At 32.4% G+C, this 22,304-nt stretch carries 21 protein-coding genes; 8 read left to right on the forward strand and 13 right to left on the reverse strand.

Going from position 1 to position 22,304, the window contains the following annotated elements; all coding sequences use genetic code 11:
- The first annotated feature begins 269 nt into the window (after positions 1–269).
- A complete protein-coding gene (locus ACSUE0_RS11215) occupies positions 270–653 on the forward strand; it encodes a hypothetical protein (RefSeq protein WP_436957394.1) in 384 nt (127 codons plus the stop codon).
- A 187-nt stretch (positions 654–840) separates the two neighbouring features.
- Here ACSUE0_RS11215 and ACSUE0_RS11220 read toward each other — a convergent pair whose 3' ends face one another.
- Together ACSUE0_RS11220 and ACSUE0_RS11225 are read right to left on the reverse strand one after the other, a co-directional pair.
- The gene (locus tag ACSUE0_RS11220; RefSeq protein ID WP_119613147.1) at positions 841–2,175 is read right to left on the reverse strand and encodes an NCS2 family permease; all 1,335 of its coding nucleotides are present in this window, start codon (positions 2,173–2,175) and stop codon (positions 841–843) included.
- Between the two features lie 110 nt (positions 2,176–2,285).
- Entirely contained in the window at positions 2,286–4,424 is a 2,139-nt protein-coding gene (locus ACSUE0_RS11225) for a DNA topoisomerase III (protein ID WP_436957397.1), read from the reverse strand.
- A gap of 123 nt (positions 4,425–4,547) precedes the next feature.
- Between ACSUE0_RS11225 and ACSUE0_RS11230 the strand changes: the two genes are divergently transcribed.
- The 3 genes from ACSUE0_RS11230 (at position 4,548) to ACSUE0_RS11240 (ending at position 7,340) form a co-directional block, all read left to right on the forward strand.
- Positions 4,548–5,417, forward strand: a complete 870-nt coding sequence (locus ACSUE0_RS11230; RefSeq protein ID WP_436957399.1) for a GNAT family N-acetyltransferase — start codon at positions 4,548–4,550, stop codon at positions 5,415–5,417.
- Positions 5,418–5,631: 214 nt separating this feature from the next.
- Positions 5,632–6,489 (forward strand): RhaT/GlcU family sugar-proton symporter, encoded by an 858-nt coding sequence (locus ACSUE0_RS11235; RefSeq protein ID WP_119613144.1) that lies wholly within the window; start codon positions 5,632–5,634, stop codon positions 6,487–6,489.
- 59 nt (positions 6,490–6,548) lie between these two features.
- Positions 6,549–7,340: a glucose 1-dehydrogenase gene (locus ACSUE0_RS11240; protein ID WP_119613143.1), complete on the forward strand. Its 792-nt coding sequence runs from the start codon at positions 6,549–6,551 to the stop codon at positions 7,338–7,340.
- Positions 7,341–7,861: 521 nt separating this feature from the next.
- Here ACSUE0_RS11240 and ACSUE0_RS11245 read toward each other — a convergent pair.
- Complete coding sequence (locus tag ACSUE0_RS11245; RefSeq protein WP_436957401.1) at positions 7,862–8,770, reverse strand: AEC family transporter; 909 nt, start codon at positions 8,768–8,770, stop codon at positions 7,862–7,864.
- 150 nt (positions 8,771–8,920) lie between these two features.
- Between ACSUE0_RS11245 and ACSUE0_RS11250 the strand changes: the two genes are divergently transcribed.
- Positions 8,921–9,097, forward strand: a complete 177-nt coding sequence (locus tag ACSUE0_RS11250) for an SE1832 family protein (protein WP_017722915.1) — start codon at positions 8,921–8,923, stop codon at positions 9,095–9,097.
- A 64-nt stretch (positions 9,098–9,161) separates the two neighbouring features.
- Positions 9,162–9,479 (forward strand): membrane stabilizing protein MspA, encoded by a 318-nt coding sequence (gene mspA / locus ACSUE0_RS11255; protein WP_119613142.1) that lies wholly within the window; start codon positions 9,162–9,164, stop codon positions 9,477–9,479.
- Positions 9,480–9,696: 217 nt separating this feature from the next.
- On the opposite strand, the gene ACSUE0_RS11260 is transcribed toward mspA, so the two are convergent.
- The 3 genes from ACSUE0_RS11260 to ACSUE0_RS11270 all read right to left on the reverse strand — a co-directional run bounded on the left by ACSUE0_RS11260 (position 9,697) and on the right by ACSUE0_RS11270 (position 15,461).
- A complete protein-coding gene (locus ACSUE0_RS11260; protein ID WP_436957404.1) occupies positions 9,697–12,891 on the reverse strand; it encodes an efflux RND transporter permease subunit in 3,195 nt (1,064 codons plus the stop codon).
- Between the two features lie 190 nt (positions 12,892–13,081).
- On the reverse strand, positions 13,082–14,332 hold the full coding sequence (locus ACSUE0_RS11265) for a lipid II:glycine glycyltransferase FemX (protein WP_436957406.1): 1,251 nt from the start codon (positions 14,330–14,332) through the stop codon (positions 13,082–13,084).
- 367 nt (positions 14,333–14,699) lie between these two features.
- The gene (locus ACSUE0_RS11270) at positions 14,700–15,461 is read right to left on the reverse strand and encodes a VOC family protein (protein WP_119613139.1); all 762 of its coding nucleotides are present in this window, start codon (positions 15,459–15,461) and stop codon (positions 14,700–14,702) included.
- Between the two features lie 212 nt (positions 15,462–15,673).
- On the opposite strand from ACSUE0_RS11270, the gene ACSUE0_RS11275 reads away from it, so the two are divergent.
- The gene (locus ACSUE0_RS11275) at positions 15,674–16,108 is read left to right on the forward strand and encodes a MarR family winged helix-turn-helix transcriptional regulator (RefSeq protein ID WP_119613138.1); all 435 of its coding nucleotides are present in this window, start codon (positions 15,674–15,676) and stop codon (positions 16,106–16,108) included.
- Positions 16,109–16,110: 2 nt separating this feature from the next.
- A complete protein-coding gene (locus ACSUE0_RS11280) occupies positions 16,111–17,322 on the forward strand; it encodes an MFS transporter (protein ID WP_119613137.1) in 1,212 nt (403 codons plus the stop codon).
- Between the two features lie 99 nt (positions 17,323–17,421).
- Here the strand turns inward: ACSUE0_RS11280 and ACSUE0_RS11285 are convergent, their stop codons facing one another.
- The 7 genes from ACSUE0_RS11285 to ACSUE0_RS11315 all read right to left on the reverse strand — a co-directional run bounded on the left by ACSUE0_RS11285 (position 17,422) and on the right by ACSUE0_RS11315 (position 22,268).
- The gene (locus tag ACSUE0_RS11285) at positions 17,422–17,781 is read right to left on the reverse strand and encodes a SarA family transcriptional regulator (RefSeq protein WP_119613136.1); all 360 of its coding nucleotides are present in this window, start codon (positions 17,779–17,781) and stop codon (positions 17,422–17,424) included.
- Positions 17,782–18,181: 400 nt separating this feature from the next.
- Positions 18,182–19,204 (reverse strand): GTP 3',8-cyclase MoaA, encoded by a 1,023-nt coding sequence (gene moaA / locus ACSUE0_RS11290; RefSeq protein ID WP_436957409.1) that lies wholly within the window; start codon positions 19,202–19,204, stop codon positions 18,182–18,184.
- Between the two features lie 14 nt (positions 19,205–19,218).
- The gene (gene mobA / locus ACSUE0_RS11295) at positions 19,219–19,827 is read right to left on the reverse strand and encodes a molybdenum cofactor guanylyltransferase MobA (protein ID WP_119613134.1); all 609 of its coding nucleotides are present in this window, start codon (positions 19,825–19,827) and stop codon (positions 19,219–19,221) included.
- Between the two features lie 7 nt (positions 19,828–19,834).
- Complete coding sequence (gene moaD, locus ACSUE0_RS11300; RefSeq protein WP_119613133.1) at positions 19,835–20,068, reverse strand: molybdopterin converting factor subunit 1; 234 nt, start codon at positions 20,066–20,068, stop codon at positions 19,835–19,837.
- Entirely contained in the window at positions 20,065–20,520 is a 456-nt protein-coding gene (locus tag ACSUE0_RS11305; RefSeq protein WP_119613132.1) for a molybdenum cofactor biosynthesis protein MoaE, read from the reverse strand. Before ACSUE0_RS11305 ends, moaD begins: the two co-directional genes overlap by 4 nt.
- Entirely contained in the window at positions 20,521–21,012 is a 492-nt protein-coding gene (gene mobB / locus ACSUE0_RS11310; RefSeq protein ID WP_436957411.1) for a molybdopterin-guanine dinucleotide biosynthesis protein B, read from the reverse strand.
- Positions 21,009–22,268, reverse strand: coding sequence for a molybdopterin molybdotransferase MoeA (locus ACSUE0_RS11315; RefSeq protein WP_436957412.1), 1,260 nt, complete (start codon positions 22,266–22,268; stop codon positions 21,009–21,011). The genes mobB and ACSUE0_RS11315 overlap by 4 nt, the downstream gene beginning before the upstream one ends.
- Between the last annotated feature and the right edge of the window lie 36 nt (positions 22,269–22,304).

Here is a 22,304-nt window from a genome sequence, read left to right on the forward strand (position 1 = left end):
CTTCATCGCGTGTTCTTAAAGTCCAACATTAGATATGATACATGATAAACAGTGATTTATCAAGCTTTTCTATAAAAGTTTTTAAAACTTTTGTCTAACACATACTTTGTTATTGTACTTGATTAAGTATTTCACTTCAACCTATTTCCTAATATTTCTATTGTAATATTTAAATTTCTATAATTTTACAGTTTCTTATTGTTATTCTATTTTAATTATTTCCTATATAATAGATAGATATAAAGATTTTAGTTAGGTGGTGAAATGAAATGAAAAGTGCAATTCGCACTACTCTTTTAGTATTAAGCATTATTTTGATAATTAGCGAGTTAGTTTACGGTATTCCCTTCTTTGGAGGCAGTATCATTCTTAGTTTTGGTTGGCAACCGTTGCTGATAAGTATGTTGCTCTATTTTATAATGATGGTGATTTTAATTGTAGATAAGCAAAACGCAATTAAACCTATGATGTTTATCCCTTTATTGGGTATTGTAGGTAACATTATTGCCTTTGTACCTGTTGTTGGTATGGTAGTACATTGGATCTTATTCTTCTTAATGGTATTTTTTGTCTTCATCTTATTATCTACACCACTTTATGTTCCTAATAAGAACGCTAAAGTCATCTATACGGAAGATAGACGAAATAAGTAGTACAATAAACAACAAGTATTAATAATAGATAGTTTTGGTATCATTATAATGAAGGAACATGTTCTTTCTATCATTTATCATTACAAATCAAGCCTAACATTACCTTTATTTTTGCTGTATAAAAATTAAAAGCGCACATTGTTCTAGGTCATACGACAAAGACAATGTGCGCTTCTATATATTTTTATTATCCGTGAACAAATACAAAATAAAGGATGAATAATATCATTAATGCATACATAATTGGATGGACTTCTTTATGACGTTTTGAAATAAGCATCGTAATTGGATAGAAAATAAACCCACATGCAATACCTGTAGCAATTGAATATGATAAAGGCATCATTATAATTGTTACAAAGGCAGGAACTGCTACTTCAAATTTCTTCCAATCTATTTCTGCAAAGTTTGCTGCCATCAACACGCCGACTACGACTAATGCTGGTGTGGTAACAGCACTTGTTACTACTTCCATTAATGGACTAAAGAATATCGCTAATAAGAAACAGAACCCGGTTACAACACTTGCAAATCCTGTTCTAGCTCCAACTGCAACACCTGAGCTTGATTCAATATAAGAAGTTGTTGTTGTTGTACCAAATATTGCACCAACAATTGTCGCTAATGAATCTGAGAACAGTGCCCGTCCTGCTCTTGGGAGCTTGTTATCTTTCATTATGCCTGCTTGTGTAGCGACAGCAACAAGTGTACCTGCAGTATCAAAGAAATCAATAAACAAGAACGTTAGTATTACAATTAAGAATTGCACTGTAAATAATTGACTTGGATCTTTAAACGCTTCAAATGCTGCGCCAAAAGTCGGCTCTATACTTGGTACTTGCCCTACAATAGCACTTGGTGTATGTATAAGCCCTGTAATCATACCTACAATAGAAGTCAGTGCCATACCAATAAAGATAGCTCCGGGTACTCTTAGAGCATACAATACAACAGTAGCTATAATACCAAATATTGTTAATAAAACTGGTCCATCAGTAATATGTCCTAATGTTACTAATGTAGAATCGTTATTTACAATTATCCCAGAACTCTGCAAACCTACGAAGGTTATAAAAAGACCAATCCCTGCTGATACAGCCATCTTCATCTGATAAGGTATGGCATTTATAATTATTTCCCTGAGTCCAGTCATTGTTAGAAATGCAAAGACTATTCCTGAAAATAGAACACCTGTTAAACCAATTTGCCATGGAATGCCCATGGTTAGTACAACTGTAAATGCAAAGAACGCATTTAAGCCCATGCCTGGCGCTAGTCCGATAGGATATCTTGCTATTAAACCCATAAATAATGAACCAACAAACGCAGCCAGAGCTGTAGCAACGAAGATTGCACCTTGGTCCATTTTCATATTCTCAGACACGCCATCAACGCCTGCTAAACTAAGTACTTGAGGGTTAACAGCTAATATATATGCCATAGACAAGAAAGTTGTAAGCCCACCAAGTATCTCTCTCTTATAGTTTGTTTCGTGTTTATCAAACTTGAAATACTTTTTCACGGTTAGTTCTCCTTTTTTTAAAATACCTACATATTCTAATACCAAACGAACTTTTTTACAATAGCAAACACGAACCTTACTATATTTTTCATACCATTTGTTCGATTAATCTAGAACTTTAGGCCTTTTAATGCGTCTTGGAATGGGTTATTTTCTAATCCTTCATCATTATTCATATATTTTTTTAAATCTTTTTTATTTACTTTATCTGACTTTTTATTTTTATGTCGCTTATCCATTTGAGCTTGCGTTTCTGTATGACCACATACACAACGATATACTGCCTCTTTACCTCTACCGAATAGCGTCATTTTCTTGTGACAATTTGGACAACGTGCATTTGTCTTTCTTTGTACATTTTTCTTCGTCTTACATTGGGGGTCTTGACAGACTAACATTTGACCATTTTTTGTTTTCACTTTGATCATAAATTTACCACATGTTGGACATTCTGTTGTTGTTAAATTATCATGTTTATAATTCTGATCACTCTCTTTAATTTCAGATACAACATCGTTCGTAAACGACTTCATTTCAGCTATAAATTTATTTGCATCATATTTACCTTGTTCTATAAGCGTTAACTTTTCTTCCCATTCTGCGGTTAATAATGGTGAAGTTAGTTTCTGAGGTGCTAATTCTAATATTTGCTTACCTTTGGATGTAATCCTTATTTTGCCATTTCTAGTTTCAATCGCGTTCATATTAAAGAGTTTATCGATAATATCCGCTCTTGTAGCCACTGTACCAATACCACCAGTTTCTTTTAATGTTTGATTATGTTTTTTATCAGTTAAATCAAAGAATTTTTGAGGACTTTCCATCGCTTTAAGCAATGTTCCTTCATTAAAATATGGTGGCGGGGTCGTTTCATGTTGATTTATTTGTACTTTACTAATATTTAATTTTGCACCTTTTTGCAGTTGCTCCATTTGGTAATTTACTTTGTCTTTGTCTTCATATATTTCTTTAAAACCTAATTTAGTAGTTACTTTGTCTTTAAAAGTAAATACATAGCCCTTAATATTCAATTCTATTGAAACAGCTTCGAATTCATGTGGAGGCATAAGATTTTCTAAATACCTTTGTGCAATCATCATATATATTTTAGATTCTCTCTGGCTTAATTGATCTATGTCTGGCCGTACCTCAGTTGGAATAATTGCATGATGATCTGAAACTTTGCTATTATCCACAAACTTTTGATTAGCTGAGAATGATTGCCTCATTTGACTTTTGGCCACATCTTTTAATGAAGTTGCCATAATTGCTTGCAATCTATCTTTTAAAGTATCTACCATATCATCAGTTAGATAATTAGAATCCGTACGCGGGTACGTAACCAATTTATGGCGTTCATACAATGCTTGTAACGTGTTCAAAGTTTCTTTAGGACCTAAGTGGAAACGTTTATATGCATCTTGCTGAAGGTCAGTTAGACTATATAGTTGTTGTGGATAAGCTTTTTTATGTGATTTGGTTATTGATGTTATTTGAGCAGAGTAGCCTTTAATTTTATCTTCTATACTTTCAAATACTGTTTTATCTGGATGTGACTGTGGTTTAGTACATTGAAAAGTTAAGCCTCCTGCATCAACTGACATTGTATAGTATGTCTTCGGTTCAAACTGTTTAATCTCATTCTGTCGCATTTGGACTAATTGTATTGTTGGTGTTTGAACACGTCCTAATGACAATTGCGCATCATACTTAGTAGTTAATGCTCTCGTTGCATTTATACCTACAATCCAATCTGCTTCGCTTCTTGCTAACGCAGCATAGTATAAATTGTTGAATTTCAGACCATCTTGAAGCTTGTTAAAACCGTCTCTAATTGCTTTTTGCGTTACTGAACTAATCCACAAACGTTTTATTGGCTTTTTATTGTGTGATTTATCTAAAATCAAACGTGCTACAAGCTCTCCTTCTCTCCCAGCATCGGTTGCAATAATAATATCTTTCACATTATTATTATTAATCAATGATTGAACAGTCGAAAATTGTTTTCTAGTCTTACTAATAACAACTGTTTTCATTTTATTAGGTATGATCGGTAAATCATTAAGTTTCCATTCTTTATAACTCTTATCATATTGTTCTGGAGTTGCATTAGTTACCAAGTGACCTAATGCCCATGTAACAATATATTTATTATTTTCAAAGTAACCATTACGTTTTTCGTTGATATTAAGCGTATTTGCAATATCTCTACCTACTGAAGGTTTCTCAGCTATAATTAATGATTTCATAATTTCGCCCTTTCAAATTCAATATAATATACATTGTAACATGTATGTAGCACATCAAAACTTCCATTTATTCAAAAAAGTTCTTATAATTAACTTAAGCGATCATTCTATGGAGGTATTGTTATGAAAATTATTCAGTTAAATAACTATGATCAAATTGTAAAGTTTATTAATAACGCTGATTACCATACCGCATCTTATCTATATAAATTACCACAAGCACACGAAAATGTTGAATCTGCCATAAAACAAGCTATAGACGATCCAGGTGTATTTGCTCAAGTCAATGAACAAAATGAAATCGTCATGCTTATCTTCGCATTTAAATATGAAGATAATAAATACAAGGTTATTGGTCCTTTCATCGATAAAAATAGAGAATTAACAACTGAATCATTTAAAGTTTTATTTGAAGCTATGGCGCAAAGTAAACCTGACACAGCCAACTTTAATTTTTCCTTTGAAGCATACGAGCAAAATTATTCGTCTTTTATGAAATCAATTCAGTCATCTTATAGTTTTACAGATTATCATTTAATATCAACACAGGACATTGGTACTGTTGATAATATCCAAAACATAACAGACTATCATCCAGCTTACTATCGTTCCTTCAAAAAATTACATGAGCACACGTTCAAACATGATGTAATGACCGCTGACGAAATTGTTAATTCATTGGATGAGCAACATAAACTTTTTGTTTTCATGTCTGAAGGCCTTCTAAAAGGCTACTTATACTTACAAATATATGAAGATACTAAAAATGCTGAAATTAAGTATTTCTCTTCTCATACAGATTATAGATTTATGGGAATCGCATTTGACTTATTATCGCACGCCTTAAATTTTGCATTCTCTAATTATGATATTGATAAAACATATTTCAAGATTAGAAATAAAAATCACACACTAGTAGAACGTTTTAACGAATTAGGTTTTTATATTAATTACGAATATAAAAAATTCAAATACGTGGCTGCACATCTCTAAACTATATTATTTAAAATAAAATCTTTTCAATTATACAAAAGAGAGTAATAGTCCACTATTGCTCTCTTTTTGCAATTTAATTACAAAAAAATTGCAAATTATAAACTAATACTTTTACTAAAATAATAGTTTGGTTTAGAATGAATGTTTGTAAACAATTGTTGGTGATTGTTTTAAGGGGAGAAAAACAAATAGAGAGAGAGTGAGTAAAAGTATGGATTTATTAATTGCTTTATTACCTGCGTTATTCTGGGGTAGTGTAGTTTTAATTAATGTTCTTGTAGGTGGAGGCCCTTATAATCAGATTAGAGGGACGACTTTTGGTGCATTAATCATCGGTATTATCTTATTACTTACAGGTAATGCCAAATTTGATGATCTTACTATCATTATTGTCGGTTTAATTTCTGGTGCTTTCTGGGCATTAGGTCAAGGTTATCAATTAAAATCTGTAAGTCTTATAGGTGTATCAAAAACAATGCCTATTTCAACAGGATTACAGTTGGTTGGTACAACGTTATTTAGTGCCATTTTCTTAGGTGAATGGAGTACTGGTGTGCAAGTTACATTAGGCCTTGTCGCTATGGTATTACTTGTTATTGGTATTGCGTTAACATCTATTAAAGGTAAAAATGAAGCATCAGAAAATGCCAAAAACTTTGGTAAAGCGATGCCTATCCTTTTAATATCTACTGTTGGTTATGTTGTCTACGTAGTAGTAGCACAAATATTTGGCGTAGATGGAATGAATGCTTTATTCTTCCAATCTATAGGTATGGCTATTGGTGGTTTAATACTATCAGCTAAACATGAAACATCAGTTAAAAGTACACTATGGAATTTAATTCCAGGTGTTGTATGGGGTATCGGTAACTTATTTATGTTCTACTCACAACCAAAAGTTGGTGTAGCAACTAGTTTCTCATTTTCACAATTATTAGTTATTGTATCTACACTCGGCGGCATCTTCCTATTAGGCGAGAAAAAAGACAAACGTCAGATGATTGGTATTTGGGCTGGTATTGTACTTATCGTTATTGCAGCCTTTGTACTCGGAAATATTAAAGCATAATTATAATTAAGAGATATGACCATGCTTTAAATTGTTATTAATTAAGGAGGAGTTTGAATATGTTCACAGATTTAGAAGGCAAAGTAGTAGTTATCACAGGTGGTAGTAGCGGCATTGGTAAAGCAATGGTAGAACAATTTGGTAAAGAAAAGGCTAAAGTTGTTATTAACTATCTTTCAGAAAGTTCATTAGACGATGTAGCTGAATCTATCAAATTAATTGAAGATGCAGGCGGACAAGCAATTAAAGTACATGCAGATGTATCAAAAGAGGAAGATGTAAATAATTTAATTAAAGCTGCAGTTGATACATTTGGAACATTAGATATTCTTATAAATAATGCTGGTTTTGAAAAACCAATTCCAACTCATGAGATGCCTTTAGAAGAATGGCAAAAAGTTATTGATATCAACTTAACTGGTGCATTTATCGGTTCAAAAGCTGCAGTTAATCAATTCCTTAAAGAAGATAAAAAAGGTATTATTCTTAACACATCAAGTGTACACGATAAAATCCCTTGGCCAAACTATGTAAACTACGCAGCTAGTAAAGGCGGCTTAAAATTAATGATGGAAACAATGTCTATGGAGTACGCTCAACACGGCATCCGCATTAATAATATTTCACCTGGCGCTATCGTAACAGAACATACAAGAGAGAAGTTCTCTGATCCAGAAACACGTGCTGAAACATTAGAAATGATTCCAGCCAAAGAAATTGGTGAAGCTGATCAAGTTGCAAATGTTGCACGTTTCTTATGTTCAGATTTAGCTGACTACATTCACGGTACTACAATCTATGTAGACGGTGGTATGACAAACTACCCAGCATTTATGGGCGGTAAAGGTTAACTTATATTTATCAATTAGACTTATCCCTGTTTAATGGTAAACCATTAGTAAGCCCGTTTAGGTAGAAATATCTTTTCGCAATCGATATCGCTGTCATACCCCGACTGCAATATCTAAATTAACCGAGACGTATCTTTATGTCTCGACATTATGGCCCACAAGAATATTTAAGCTAAAGCTTATATGTTTTTGTGGGCCATTAACTTTACAATTACGATAAAGTACTCAAGATGTTAGTGAAATGTCCTGAGTATTTTTTGTTTATGCATATATAAGGATTGTTAAATTAACCTTAACTGTACCTGCATTCTTCCCTTTTTCAATTAATAAGTCATATAAGAAAGTGGAGTAGAAAGTAATTTATTTAAAAAGATATAATCATCCCGCGCAGACAAAGATGACTAGATTTGTTATAAGTCAAAATGTTTATCTGAGATAAATACTCATTTATAGATTAAGGCTGTGACAATCAATTTGTCCCAGCCTTAATCTATATTTTGTTATTAAATTATTCATTATGTTTAAACAAATAAAGCTTGATAAATGTACAGAATGACAATACTAATTACAATAGTTAAATTCGTAACCATACCTACCAATGGTAAAGTTTTATATTTAAATTGTATGGAATAAGGTATGATAGCTACACCAACAGGTAATAACCAAGCAACTTGTAAAGTTGTTTTGATCATCTCATCTTCTACTGGTAAAAAGAAATGTACTAATAAACCAGCAAGTATACCTAAACCATAGTGTATAGCTAAATATTTAAGTGCAATCGGTAAAAACCTCTTATCAATACTGAAGTTCAACATCAGACCTAGTAAAATCATTGATAATGGCATATTAGCCCCAGATAACACAGAGAAAAAATCAATTACTGGGTCTGGAAAATGAATATCAAGCATATTTAAAATAAACATTATGATATAAGTCATAAGTGGCACCGATTTGAGCAAGTTTTTCCCTAAATATTTAAAGTCGAAACTATCGCCGGCGCTACTAAAATAGCTACCGACAAAGTATGTTACACCAAACATGATAATAGCCCCACCTATATCAGCCATACCAAAATATATCATTCCTGTTTGTGGCCATATTGCTTCAACGAGCGGATAAGCAAATAAACCTATATTCAATGAAGCCATCATCATGCCAGTCGTGCCACGAATTTGGTTATCATATTTTATAAATAGCCAGACCACAATAATCTTGGCAAGAATACCATAAATAATCATCATTATTGGTAAAATTGAAAGTGATAAATCAAGTTCTGCACCATTCAAATTAACTATTACTAGCGAAGGCAATGTGACATTTAATACTAAGGTAGAGAATACTTGGCTATCGTTCGCCTTAAAATAATTAACCCTCTTTAATGTATAACCCAATGCAATCAGTATAATAATTATGATAAATTGTTGAGTCACAATAATCCTTCTTTCATTACATTATTTCGTTTTCATTCCATTTTCATACTTTAACATAAATGTTGGTTGTTTTAGAAGCTTTCGATTTCATGTTATAATTCTAGTCAATCTCATGTAGCCTAATGCTATAATAATAAGGAGTGACTAGCAATGGATTTAAATGATAAATTAGCAGAACTAAAATATGATTATGTCAGATTACAAGGCGATTTGGAAAAAAGAGAATCCGTCAATCAAGATGTTGACCCATTGGTAAGACAACTTGAAGAGATAGAAGAAGAAATTGCATCTGTGCGTTCAGAAATTAGTCGAAAAGATCATAAATAACATCCTAGTCAATCTATTTTTTACATGCTAAGATTAAGAGCGAATATAGAAAGGATGTCAACATATGCAACTATATCTTATCTTGTTACCAATACTTTATCTAATTGTGAGTTACATAAGCATATTTAAAATGAATACAATTATCACTCGTATTTTAAGAATAATTATGGCTCTATTATTACTATTTGTAGTAGCAATTACAACACTCTCATTCCCCGCAATTAACTGGTGGGTATTTATTCTACTCTTACTATTAGTTGGTAACGTGGAAATTACAGGTTTCAAAAGTGGTAAAAAAGACCAAAAAGCTGTTCAAATTTTAAATATTATTACAGTGATCATATTTGTAATATATGTCATTTTGACTTTAGTATTATATTAATATAACATTTGAATACTTACACAAATGCGAGACCGCAATCAAACTTTTAGTATTGATTGCGGTCTCGTATTTTTCACACGAATTAAGTAAGTGTAGTCAGAAACAACTTCTATTAAGATGATTTTATTCTATTAGCGCCACGTTAGTGAATATACTTATATAGATAGAAGTCCGAGACACCTACTTATGCCTCAGACTCTCCTTATACTTATTCAAACTATTTCTTTTTGCATGTTACTTTATCTTTTAATGTAAACAATATTTCGTAAATAACTGGAACGACAATCAATGTTAATAGTGTAGAAGATATCAATCCTCCGACAACAGTTGCTGCCATGCCTTTAGAAATAATAATTGAACTATCTTCACCAAATAACATTGGCGCGAGTGCACCTATTGTGGCTAATGCCGTCATTAATATTGGTCTGATACGTGTTCCACCAGCCTCTAATAGCGCCTCTTTCATCTCTAGGCCTTGCTTTTGCTTATTAATTACTCTATCTATTAACACAATTGCATTAGTAACTACGATACCTATCAACATCAACATGCCTATCATGCTTGGTACAGAAATCGTTTCTCCTGTAATGACTAATGCTAGAACTACGCCAATCACTGTATATGGTAAAGAGAATAATATAGTGAATGGTGCAAGTGCCCCTTTAAATGTTAATACAAGCACTAAATAAACTACGATAATAGCTGCTAACATTGCGAAGGCTAATTGAGTAATGGCATTTCCAATATCTTCATTCGCGCCTCCAACGTTTATTTTTACATTCGTAGGCGTATCAAGGTTGTTCACTTTAGATAATACCTTTTGAGATGTACCGCCTACATCGTCATTCGTCACTTTAGCTGAAACGGTAGCAGTATAATCACCTGCTTTTGTTTCGATCTTATTCGGCGTTTTAGTTTGTTCTAATGTTGCAATATCACTTAACTCTATAGCTTGCCCCATCGGTGTTTGTAATTCTGTACTTTCTAACTTCTCTTTCGACCAATCTGTTTTTTTATCTTCCTTAATCTTCACATCAATAGATTCACCTTTTTCTTTGACGGTAGTCACACTTTGTTCAGGTGTATTTTGATTGAGAATCATCGCTAATTGCGCTGCTGACAAGCCATATTTAGCTGCTTCATTTTGATCAACTTTAATATTGTATTGGTCATATGTCTGCGTTAAATCAGATTTGACATTCGCCATACCTCTAACGCCTTTCATCTCATCTTCAACTTTATTAACTGTGCCTTTAATAGCTTCAAGTGTTGGTCCTGTAACTGAAACTTCTAACTTATTATTACTACCACCTGTACCCATGTCCTGATTTGCCCATTCACCTGGATGCTTATATTTTTCTAGGTGTTGTAATACTTTATCGGGCTCTTCCTCAAAATTTGGTGTATCTGAATTGTATTCTACCATAATAGCCATACTGTTTGAGCTTCCGGTTGGATCAGTAGGTGATGCACCACCAACAGAGTATTGTACAGTTTTCACTTTATCTTTTTTATTTAGATATTTTTGAACTTGTTCCGCATGATTTAACACACCTTTTTCTGTTTCCCCTGGCTTAGGCGTGTAGGTTAATGCCATGAACTTATCTTCACCTGTAGAAATAAAGCTAGTTCCTAATTTAGCTGCGCCTAATCCTATACTTGCTATTAAAATGATCGTACTAACTAGGATGACAATCCATTTGTGATTTAAAGACCATTTTAAAATTACTTTGTATTTTTCACCAATAAATCCTAAAGACTCTTCTTTATGATGTTTAACGCCCTTTTTAAAAAGTGTAGCACTTAAAGCAGGCACGATTGTAATAGAAACAAGTAATGATGCTAATAGACTAAATGCTATCGCTAATGCGAACGGCCTAAACATTTCACCAACAGATCCAGTAACGAACGCTAAAGGTAAGAATACAATAATCGTTACGATTGTAGATGACATGATTGGCTTAAATACTTCACTCGTTGCACTTACAATTAATCGATCTCCTGCCAATGATTCCTTTCGATCTGATAATCTCCGATAGATATTTTCTACTACTACAATTGAATCATCTATGACACGGCCGATTGCGACCGTCAATGCACCTAATGTTAAAATATTTAGTGATACATCAGATAATTTCAAAGCAATCATCGCTATCAAAATAGACATCGGTATTGAAACAACAGCTATTGCAGTTGTTCTAATATTTCTTAAGAATAATAGTATTACGATAATTGCCACAATCGTACCTAACATCGCTTTTTCAATCATAGTATACAGTGCGTCTTCAATAGGTTTTGCTGTATCCATTACTTTTGTAGCAACCATATCTGGGTTGTCTTTAATAAGTTTATCAATTTCTTTCTTCGTATCTTTTGCTACTTGAACTGTATTTGCATCTTGCGCTTTTGTTATCTGAACATTTACAGCATCTTTACCATTAGTTTTAGAAATAGACTCGCGTTCATCCCCGGCTGTTACATCAGCGATATCTTTTAATTTAACTGAAGGTATCTCTGCCCCTCCAGTTTGACTACTTGTTGACGAATCGCCAGATTGCGACTGAGCGTCAAGCGAGCTTTGCGACACACTTTGTCCTTTAGATTCTTGCATCATTGCATCGCTTGATTCACCGTCAGATTGCGACTGAGCACCTGAGTTTGCGCCTGCAGATAGTGGTATATTTAAGTTTTTAAGTGCGTCTACAGATGTGAATTCACCATCAATAACTACGGATTTTTCTGTGTTATTAAATTGGAATAATCCCAGTGGTGTCTCACTTGTAGCACTTTTCAAATATTGTTCAACACTATCTTTTGTTAAACCACTGCTCTCAAGTTTATCTTGATCAAATTTAATGGAAACTTCACGAGATGTTTGTCCATTTAGTTGTGCATTCTGTACACCATCTATTGTTTGTAGTTTCGGTATTAATTGATGATTAATTTTATTAGTTGTATCTTTTAAGTTATTATCTTTAGTCGTAAATGAATACGCTACGATTGGAAAGGCGTCCATAGAATTTCTTGACAGTTCAGGTTCTTCAACACCCTCAGCAAATTTAATTTTATCAATTTCTTTTTTTAAATCATTTTCTGCTTTATCCAGGTCTACACTTTCTTCATATTCTACTGTAACCATAGAAGCATTTTGTATAGATTGTGCTGTGACATTTTTTACATTAGCCATCGATCTAACTTGATCATCAATTTTATCACTAACGTCCTCTTTAACTGTTTCTGGTGTGGCACCAGGCATAGAAGTTTGTACTGTAATCATTGGAGATTCTACATCTGGTAATAATTCTAGTTTCATTTTTGTACTAGCATATAAGCCACCTAGAATAACTAATAGCACCATTAGAAATATGGCAAATTTGTTCCCTAGTGAAAACTGTAACAGTTTTTTTATCATATTGTTTCCCCACTCTCAATTCTTAAATATCGTATATTTCATTGTAATAACAAACATTTCCCTTTTTGCCGCATTAACATTAATTAATATAAATAACAGTAAAATATGTATACATAAATAACGCACGTTATATAGTTTATTAAATTAATTCTAAAACTTTATAACGTGCATGCATTTGAATTTAGACTGCTTATTTATTTTTTAATTTACGTGATAATTTAATTTTTGCTTTTGTAAGTTTAGGTTTAAAGTTTTCGATAACTTGATATAGTGGTTGATTTAACACATAATCAAATTCACCAATTTTTTCACTCAAATAAGTGCCCCAAACTTTTTTGAATGCCCATAGGCCATAATGATCAGAAGATTTATCTGGATCGTTATCTGTACCACCAAAATCATAAGTCGTTGCGCCATGCTCTCTAGCATACTGCATCATTGCGAATTGCATATGATGGTTTGGTAAGAAATTACGATATTTATTTGAAGAAGCACCATATAAATAGTACGATTTATTACCTGCAAACATTAACAATGCGCCTGATAAATATATACCTTCAGGATGTTTGGATTCTAATTCAACCATTTCATCAATGAGTTCTTGTGTTTTACTTATTTTATTATCTGCATCGTTAAGTTTGTTAAGTGTCTTTTTATCTTGTTTCTTATCGGCTAATTTTACTTTTTCAGCTTCAATTTCTTGTAACTCTTTTCTTAATTCTTGTAGGACTGGTTTTGGTTCTAACTTAACTAGGAATAATTCTGCATCTCCGTCAGGATGTAAGGCATCATATATATTCTGGAAATAGCTGATATCTCTTGTTAAAAATCCATCACGTTCGCCTGTAATTTGCATTAATTTAGCAAATGTCTTTAAACCTTCTCTATTTGAACGTTCAACTGTAGTGCCACGTTTTAATGCTAATCTTACTTTCGAACGATTACGACGTTCAAAACTTTGAATCAATTCTTCATCTGTTTTATCGATAGGCGTTATCATTGTCATTCTTGGTTGTATATAGTCTTTAGATAGTCCTTCTTTAAACCCTTTATGTTTAAAGCCTAATGCACGTAAATTGGTTAAGGCTTCTGCACCTTTATCTACCTCTACATCTGGATCAATCTTAACGGCATATGCTTTTTCTTCTTTAGCGATTTGCATTGCAGCTTCCAATAACGTCTCTAAAGCTAACTTATTACTATAGTCAGTAACAAACCCACGTGAAATGTAGCAAAGTGTATAAGGTAGCTTAGGCACTTTTTTAAATAGTAGTTGACCTACCCCAACAATTTCTCCATCTTCTCCAACTGCGATACGTCTTGAATACCAGCCAGTTAATGTTTTGGTTTCAGCCCATTTAGTTAATTGTAATAAGTCACCTTGCGGATGAGCTTTAACAAATGCATCATGCGCTTGATTAGTGATATTCATCTTTTCCATAAAAACTGATGTCTCCTTTATCAATTCAATTCTATGATATTATATATTGTTTTATTCTAATTTTCACATACAAACTATCATTTGCTATACTATAATAAATATAGAAATGAGGTTTTTTTATGCGAATTTTTATTATTGGCTTACTATTATTAATTAATTTAATTTTCATTTTTCAAGCTATCAATGAACCACTTACAATTTCATATTTAAGTTTAAGAATTATTTTAGCAGCATTTACATTTATAATAACTGTTTATTTACTACTATTGCGCACTCAAAAAATTTCTACTTACTTAGCTATTTTAACACTTATCACATCTTTGATACACATATTCATAATCGCACATAGCGCATACCTGTATATTTATTAGTCTGCTATAAATTTGTAACTTAATCCACGTATAATTAATGTGTAAGGGGACGTTGTTTTATTATCTTTTATAGTGACTGATTTATAACCTGAGTCAGTGCCATCACTAATGTTAAATAATGTCTCATCCCCTTTTAATTTTAATGTTGTGACACTTTCTGTTTCGTTTATTATTTCCATATCAAACCAACGTTGCCACTTATTCACTGTATGTTTGCGCTCAGTACTAGTCAATTCTACTGATTGAATTATGAATTCATTTTGACGCAGTGACTCTAACTTTTCATTTCGCGTATCTTCTTGTTCATTCCACTGGATAAAAAATGGGGGTTTCACTCTATAGTCTGGGTCTGCAATATATAATAATTTCCATGATGTTTTATCGCCTTTCATATTCTCTCTTTGCATGTTTACAGGTCCAATAACCTCTACATCTTTTTCCTCTAAATCTACTTTTAGTTGGTCGATATCTTGCGTACGAAATGCCAATGTTTTTAAACCTTGTGCATAATTATCTTGAACTATTTTAGAAGGAAATGACACTCTACCTTCATCAGTTTTAATAATTTTTTGTAAGACGTCTGGCTTGTAAACATCTATCAATTCAATATATGCATTGCTTAAATAAGCCAACCTATTGTATGTACCTAATCTCTCGTGTTGTCCACCTTGTTGTAAAGTTAGCAAATGTCCTGGGTATTTAAAGTTGTCTAAATGTTGAATATAGTGTACTAAATGATCTAATTTAAAATTTTGCATAACTTTTCTCCCCTATTTTCATCTTTAACCTTATCATAACAAATTGCGTACTACTTTACTTCTTATAAGTGGCTAAGGAAGTTGTTAATTAACCCTTTACCGTAAGTTTTAATTATTATTTTAAAACGATGCTATTGATTTATTTCATAAAAAGGCTTAGAATATTATCTGTTATTAAAAGTTAGCTTTGCTAACTAATTTAGGAGGCCATTATGAATATACCAAGCATATTCAATAATTTAATTGCAGTTTATCGACCTTATACAAAGTTATTTTCACCTATATTTGAAGACTATGACTTATATCCTGCACAATGGTTAGTGATGAAAGACATTGCACATAATGCACCAACAACATTAGTTCAAATTTCTAAACGCCGTGCAATCGAAAAACCTACAACTCGAAAAATCTTAAAAGTACTCTCTGAAAAATCATTGTTAAAAATTGAAACTGGAGAAGATAAAAGAGAAAAATTATTATCTTTTTCTGAAGAAGGACAAACTCTTTATGACAATATAAATGAACGCGTTTCTATCGTACAAGAAGAAATACTTCAAAAAACTAATTTATCTGAAGCTGACCTGAATCATACAGTTCAAGTCATTCAAAAAATTCATGAAGAAATAACTAAAATGGAGGAAATGTAAAAATGAATCAATCATCATCCGTGAGATCACCTATATGGACTAAAAGCTTTAATATCAATTTTATAACGAACTTTGCAATATATCTTAGCATGTATTTACTCATAGTTATTATAGCGAGTTATACTAAATCAGAATACCATGTGTCCGATAGTATAGCTGGGCTCGTTTCAGGCCTTTTTATAATAGGGTCCTTAATTGGACGATTTGCTACAGGTAAGTATGTTAATAAAATAGGTCCAAAGACCATTTTATTAGTAGGTTTAATATTCTTAATCATCACACAGCTCTTTTATTTTATAGAAGGCTCATTGGCACTATTAATGTTCACTAGATTAATTAATGGGATTGCTACAGGTATTACTACTACTGCAACTGGTACAATTGCAGCATACGTAACACCAAATGATAGAAAAAGTGAAGGTATTAGCTTATTCTCGCTAAGTCTTGTTATTGGTGCTGCAATAGGTCCATTCTTTGGTCTCTTACTTATCAATACTTTTCCAATTAAATTATTATTTTTAATTTGTTTAGTTTGTGGCATTGTTAGTTTTATCATTTCATTCTTTGTAAACTTAGATTTCAAATTAGAAACAAAAGCACAAACCATTCCTGAACATGTGAAAAATAAGAAATTTAATATAAACAATTATATCGCAAAAGAAGCAGTACCTGTCGCTATCATCATGTTAATATCAGGTCTGACTTATTCATCTATTCTTACGTTTTTACAGTTCTTCGCTCAAGAAATTAATCTCGTAACCATATCTAGTTACTTCTTTATATTTTATGCTATTGCCTCATTAGTTACTCGACCAATAGCAGGTCGCTTAATGGACCAAAAAAATGAAAATGTTATTGCATATCCTGCATTCTTTTTCTTAATTATTACTTTTTTAACCTTGAGTATTACAAATAATGGTTGGTTACTTATTCTAGCAGGTCTATTCTTAGGTGCCGGTTATGGTAATATTTCTTCCTGTATGCAAGCAATTGCTATAAAAGTATCGCCCCCTGCAAAATATGGTATAGCTACTTCAACTTATTTCATAGGGCTTGATTTAGGACTTGGTTTTGGACCTTATGTTTTAGGTTTTATCACTTCTACTGTTAGTTATGCGCAGCTATACGGCATTATGGCAATCATTGTACTAATAACTGCAATTATTTATTATTTTTTACATGGTAGAAAAGTAAAAAAATTCGCTTCTAACTAAAAACTTTATAACTAACACTAACTCAATATTATGATTAAGGCTGGGCCAATTAACTTGTCCCAGCCTTATCTTTGTTTTTGTAATTATATTACTTATGTATCATTTTGATGGTTGCGCAACATTAATTTGTTCAACCTCTTTAATAATGTCATCTAACAACTGTATCTGCTCATTATTATAATAATAGAAAACTTGTCTTTCGTCTGTTTCAGAACGCACTTTCGAAATCAATTCTTTTTTATAAATCTTTCTTATAATTACATCAATTTTGCTGGTATCCCAAAGCATTTCGAAATGAAGGGCGTCACGTAATTCTTTACCACTTATTCTTGTAGCTTCGTATACTTTAAACAATACAACAAATTCTTCAATCGACATTTTATGCTTTGATTTCAACCAATGCTTTAACTGACACAAATCTCTTTCAGATGTTATAAAATATGATACTTTACTATCCATAAAAATGGCCTCCTTATTGACTACTCTAGTTGTTTTAATTCTTTTATTTGGCTTTACTTAATGAATAAGCTTCAAAAGTATTATATAACACTTTCTTCTTTTAATCTATTATTTTTAATCGAAAATATAAATATTTTTTTCTATTGAACATTATTTATATCACTTAAAATGAATATCTTTAAAAATTTGTATTCACTAAAATGTTTCAACCTCGATTAACCTCTTTATTTAACATTATTATTTTATAATACTTTAATCTCTTTATGATATGATACATATATAATAGTGTTTACTATGCTAAATTATTTGCTTTTATTTATTTTTCAAAATAAAAATCCCTATTAAAGTGTGCAAAGCGTTAAATGACTACTTTAATAGGGCCGTGGTTGTATGAATCGAATTAACCACCAATATAATTCATATTTATTTTTTTACGTTTTCTATTTTCAACTGTTTGGGCTGTACGTTCATCTGAATAACGATCGTCTCTTATATTCCAAAGAAGCTTAAATTGTTCAAATAACTCAGCATCAGTTGCACCATCTCTCATAAATGATTTAACATCAAAACCATCTACTGTACTAAATAAACAGCCATAAAACTTGCCATCTGATGATAGTCTAGCGCGAGTACATGTAGAACAAAAAGATTGAGAAACGCTTGTAATCAATCCAAATTGTGCTGCAGTGCCTTTATGTTTATAATATTTGGCCACTTCCCCGTAGTATTTAGGTTTGACCGCTTCAATATCAAAATCTTTTTCAATCATTTCTAACATTTCATCTTTCGTAACAACTTTACTAAAATCCCAACCATTATCATTACCGACATCCATAAATTCGATAAAGCTAATTTCAATTTCCTTCTCTTTAAAATATTGAATCATTGGAAGGATTTGATTATCGTTGACACCCTTTTGTACAACAACATTGACTTTCACCTGAAAACCAATAGAAACAGCATAATCAATCTGTTGTAGGATTGTTGAAGCTTTAATGTTTCTATTATTTATGTTTTGGAACACTTCATCTTCAATAGCATCAAGACTTACGTTTATACGTCTTAAACCAGCATCATATAACTTTTGACCATGTTTTTTTAATAGCAAACCATTGGTAGTAAGTCCGATATCTTCTATTCCCTCAATTTGATTTAATTTGTAAATAAGTTTATCCAAATCACGTCTCAATAACGGTTCTCCACCTGTTATTCTTATCTTTTTCACACCTAACTTTGTATAGACATGAGCTATACGTACCATTTCATCAAATGAAAGTAGTTCATCTTTAGGTAAGAACATAAAGTCATCACCAAAAATTTCTTTTGGCATACAATAATCGCAACGAAAGTTACATCTATCGGTAACTGACAATCTTAAATCACGAATCGGACGTCCGAGTTTATCAGTTATTTGTTCTACCATAACGTTAGGCCTCCTTATCTATTTAATATATCTTGTTGTAAAGAGTCCAAATCTTGTTGATAATTTATATTTTTATACCAATAGTCTGGTGATTGTATCGTATCTACACTTAACCAGTCACTTTTAACTTTGCTATATACATTTTTCAAGCTGAAATCATCCGAAGCTAAAGCTTCGTTCATCGTATTCAATGTATGTGGGCTATAAAATGCCAAAGTTGGTATTGGTCTTCCCTGTTCATGAAAACCTGCAACATCTAATTGATCTTCTATCAAATGTTCCACCATAAATTGATATAATTTACTAATGGCTTTTTGCGTTATCATTGGTGTATCAACCGAAATCACAAAAAAGAGCTCTTCGTTTTTATATAAGTTCATCACGGAACTAATACCTGCCAAAGGACCTTTCTCTTTATTTTGATCATCGTCAATAACAATATCTTCATAATCAAACTGTGAAGCTAAATTCTCATTTGTACTGATTATGATTTGGTTAAACATATTTGTTGCTTCTAACACATTGATAATTCGCTTATAAAAATATTGGGAATCTATTTGTGCAAAAGCTTTTGGTTCGCCGAATCTCTCTGATTGTCCTCCGGCAAGTATAATAGCCTTCATGTCTTATTTACCCTCCGCTAACTGGTGGAATTAATGCCACTGTATCATTTAGATGTACTATATCATCTTGTTGAACGAATTCTTCATTAATTGCGATTTGAAATTGTTTATCATTGATTTGTGGATAACGCTCAAATAAATCTGTTAAAAATTCATCTACTGTAATATCATAACTCAAATCAATCTCTTCAGACGTTTTTTCTAATATATCTTTGATTTCTGCAAAGTATAATATCTTCATTTAGAATCATCTCCTATAATAGCATCATTATAATTACCATGTTGATGACCTTGCCATTGCGCACCATCTTCCCATATCTCTTTTTTCCAAATAGGCACAATTTCCTTAATGCGTTCTATTGCATATTCATTTGCACGGTAGGCGTCTTTACGATGGGGAGATGAAACACTTATAAGTACAGCAATATCTGATATCTTTAGTGGTCCTATCCTATGGACAATCGCCGTTAAAGTCCCTGGCCATTTCTTTGCAATTTCATCACCTATTTGAGCAAGTTTCTTCTCTGCCATAGGAATATAAGCTTCATATTCAAGGTATTCTGTTTTTATTCCTTTTGTCCATTCTCTTACATGTCCTGTAAAAACTACAATCGCACCCTGATGTTCATTTAAAACAAACTCCCTATACTGTTCTGTTTGTATGGGTTCATTCACTACTTCAAACTGCTTCATTTAATGCATTCCTTTTATCTTAAAATAAGTTAATAACCAATTCTCATAATATTCCATTGCATTAATATCATTCATTTTCATATAATACCGTACATTGGAAAGCTTGGCTAAAGCTTGGCGCTCATTTTCATTAGTGTAAACAACTACTTTATCAAAAACTGCATTTTTAAAACCTTCTACCAATATGATGTCACTGTCTATTGTAACAGATTCATTTATGATTTCCTCAAGACTTTGTTCCTCAATTCTTGTCACTGTTTGTTGATATAAATGCCCCTGTACAATACTTTGATCAGCACCAGCATGAAAATGTTTCATATGATCCACTTGTTCTTTTTGTAAGGTAATATCATCAGCTCGGAAATCCTGTTGATGTTGTCCATGATGCTTTATAGTAGCAACAGTTAAGTCATGTTCTTTCAAAAGTTCAATTGTATGAGACATCAAAGTGGTCTTTCCTGAATTTTTAAAACCTACTATTTGTAGAATCATATAAAACAATCCGTTTCATAAGCTTGTGACTCCGTTAAAATAACATCTACTGTATACCCTTTTTGATATCCTCTTGTTCCCCCTGGCAACTTTATCATTGCATTACTGTGCGCAATAGCAACGACTGCCCCTGATTTATTAAATCCTGAAGGCACGACTGTCATTGATTTCCCATTAAAAGTAGCCGTTGCTCGTACGAAACGTGTAAATGGATTGGCTTTGGTTAGATCTTCCATTAAGGTTGCCTGTATTATTTGAGGATAAATAGCTGTTGCTCCCATCATATGCAGTACAGCAGGTTTAACATATAGTTCAAAACCAGTAAAACATGCCGACGGATTACCAGATAGACCAAATAAATATTTACCATCAGCTACAGCGACTGTTGTAACACTACCAGGTCGCATTGCAATTTTATTAAATAGCACCTTGGCATTAATCTCGTCATAAATTTGTGGTAAATAATCAAAGTCACCAACAGAAACGCCTCCTGTTGTAATAACAATATCATGTTTAGACATAGCATCTTTTACAACTTGAATACTACTTTTTAAATCATCTTCTTGAATTTGGTAAGATGCTACATCTAAATTAAACTTTTGACTTAAAGCAACAATCATTGGTCCATTTGAATTTCTGATTTTACCTGGTTCTAAGTCATCGCCAACTTCTAGCAACTCACTCCCTGTCGCAATAACGCCGATACTAGGCTTATCAAACACTTTAACTTGTGTGTAACCATACGTTGCTAGAACTGCTATAGCACCTGGGTTGATTTGTTGTCCTTTATTTAGAACTGTATCACCAATCTGTGTTTCTTCACCTTTTAAAGACACATTCTCATAAGCAGTAAATGACTTTCTTATAGTAAAACTTTGTTCATCTTCTACTGTTTGTTCTAACATTACTACTGCATCTGCACCTTTTGGCATTTCAGCTCCTGTCATAATACGTACCGCTTCAAAAGGTCCTACTTCCTTTTCAGAAACTGATCCTGCACCAATATGGTCAACCACTGTAAAAGTAATTCTATGGTCTCCACTGGCACCTTCAGTATCTCTACTTCTCAGTGCAAATCCATCATAAGGTGATTTATTAAATCTCGGGATTTCATATGTAGCTACAATATCTTCCGCTAATATATAATTAACGCTGTTTTCTAAAGGCACTTCGATTTGTTTTGTATATATATCTTGGCTCACAACACGCTCGATTGCTTCTCTTACTGGTATTGGATTTCTTTTTTCAACTGGCATTTAAAATCTACTCCTTAAAAAAATGGATTTCGTGAT

This window comes from Staphylococcus sp. AS1337, assembly GCF_051408735.1.
In the GTDB taxonomy this organism is placed as follows: domain Bacteria; phylum Bacillota; class Bacilli; order Staphylococcales; family Staphylococcaceae; genus Staphylococcus; species Staphylococcus xylosus_B.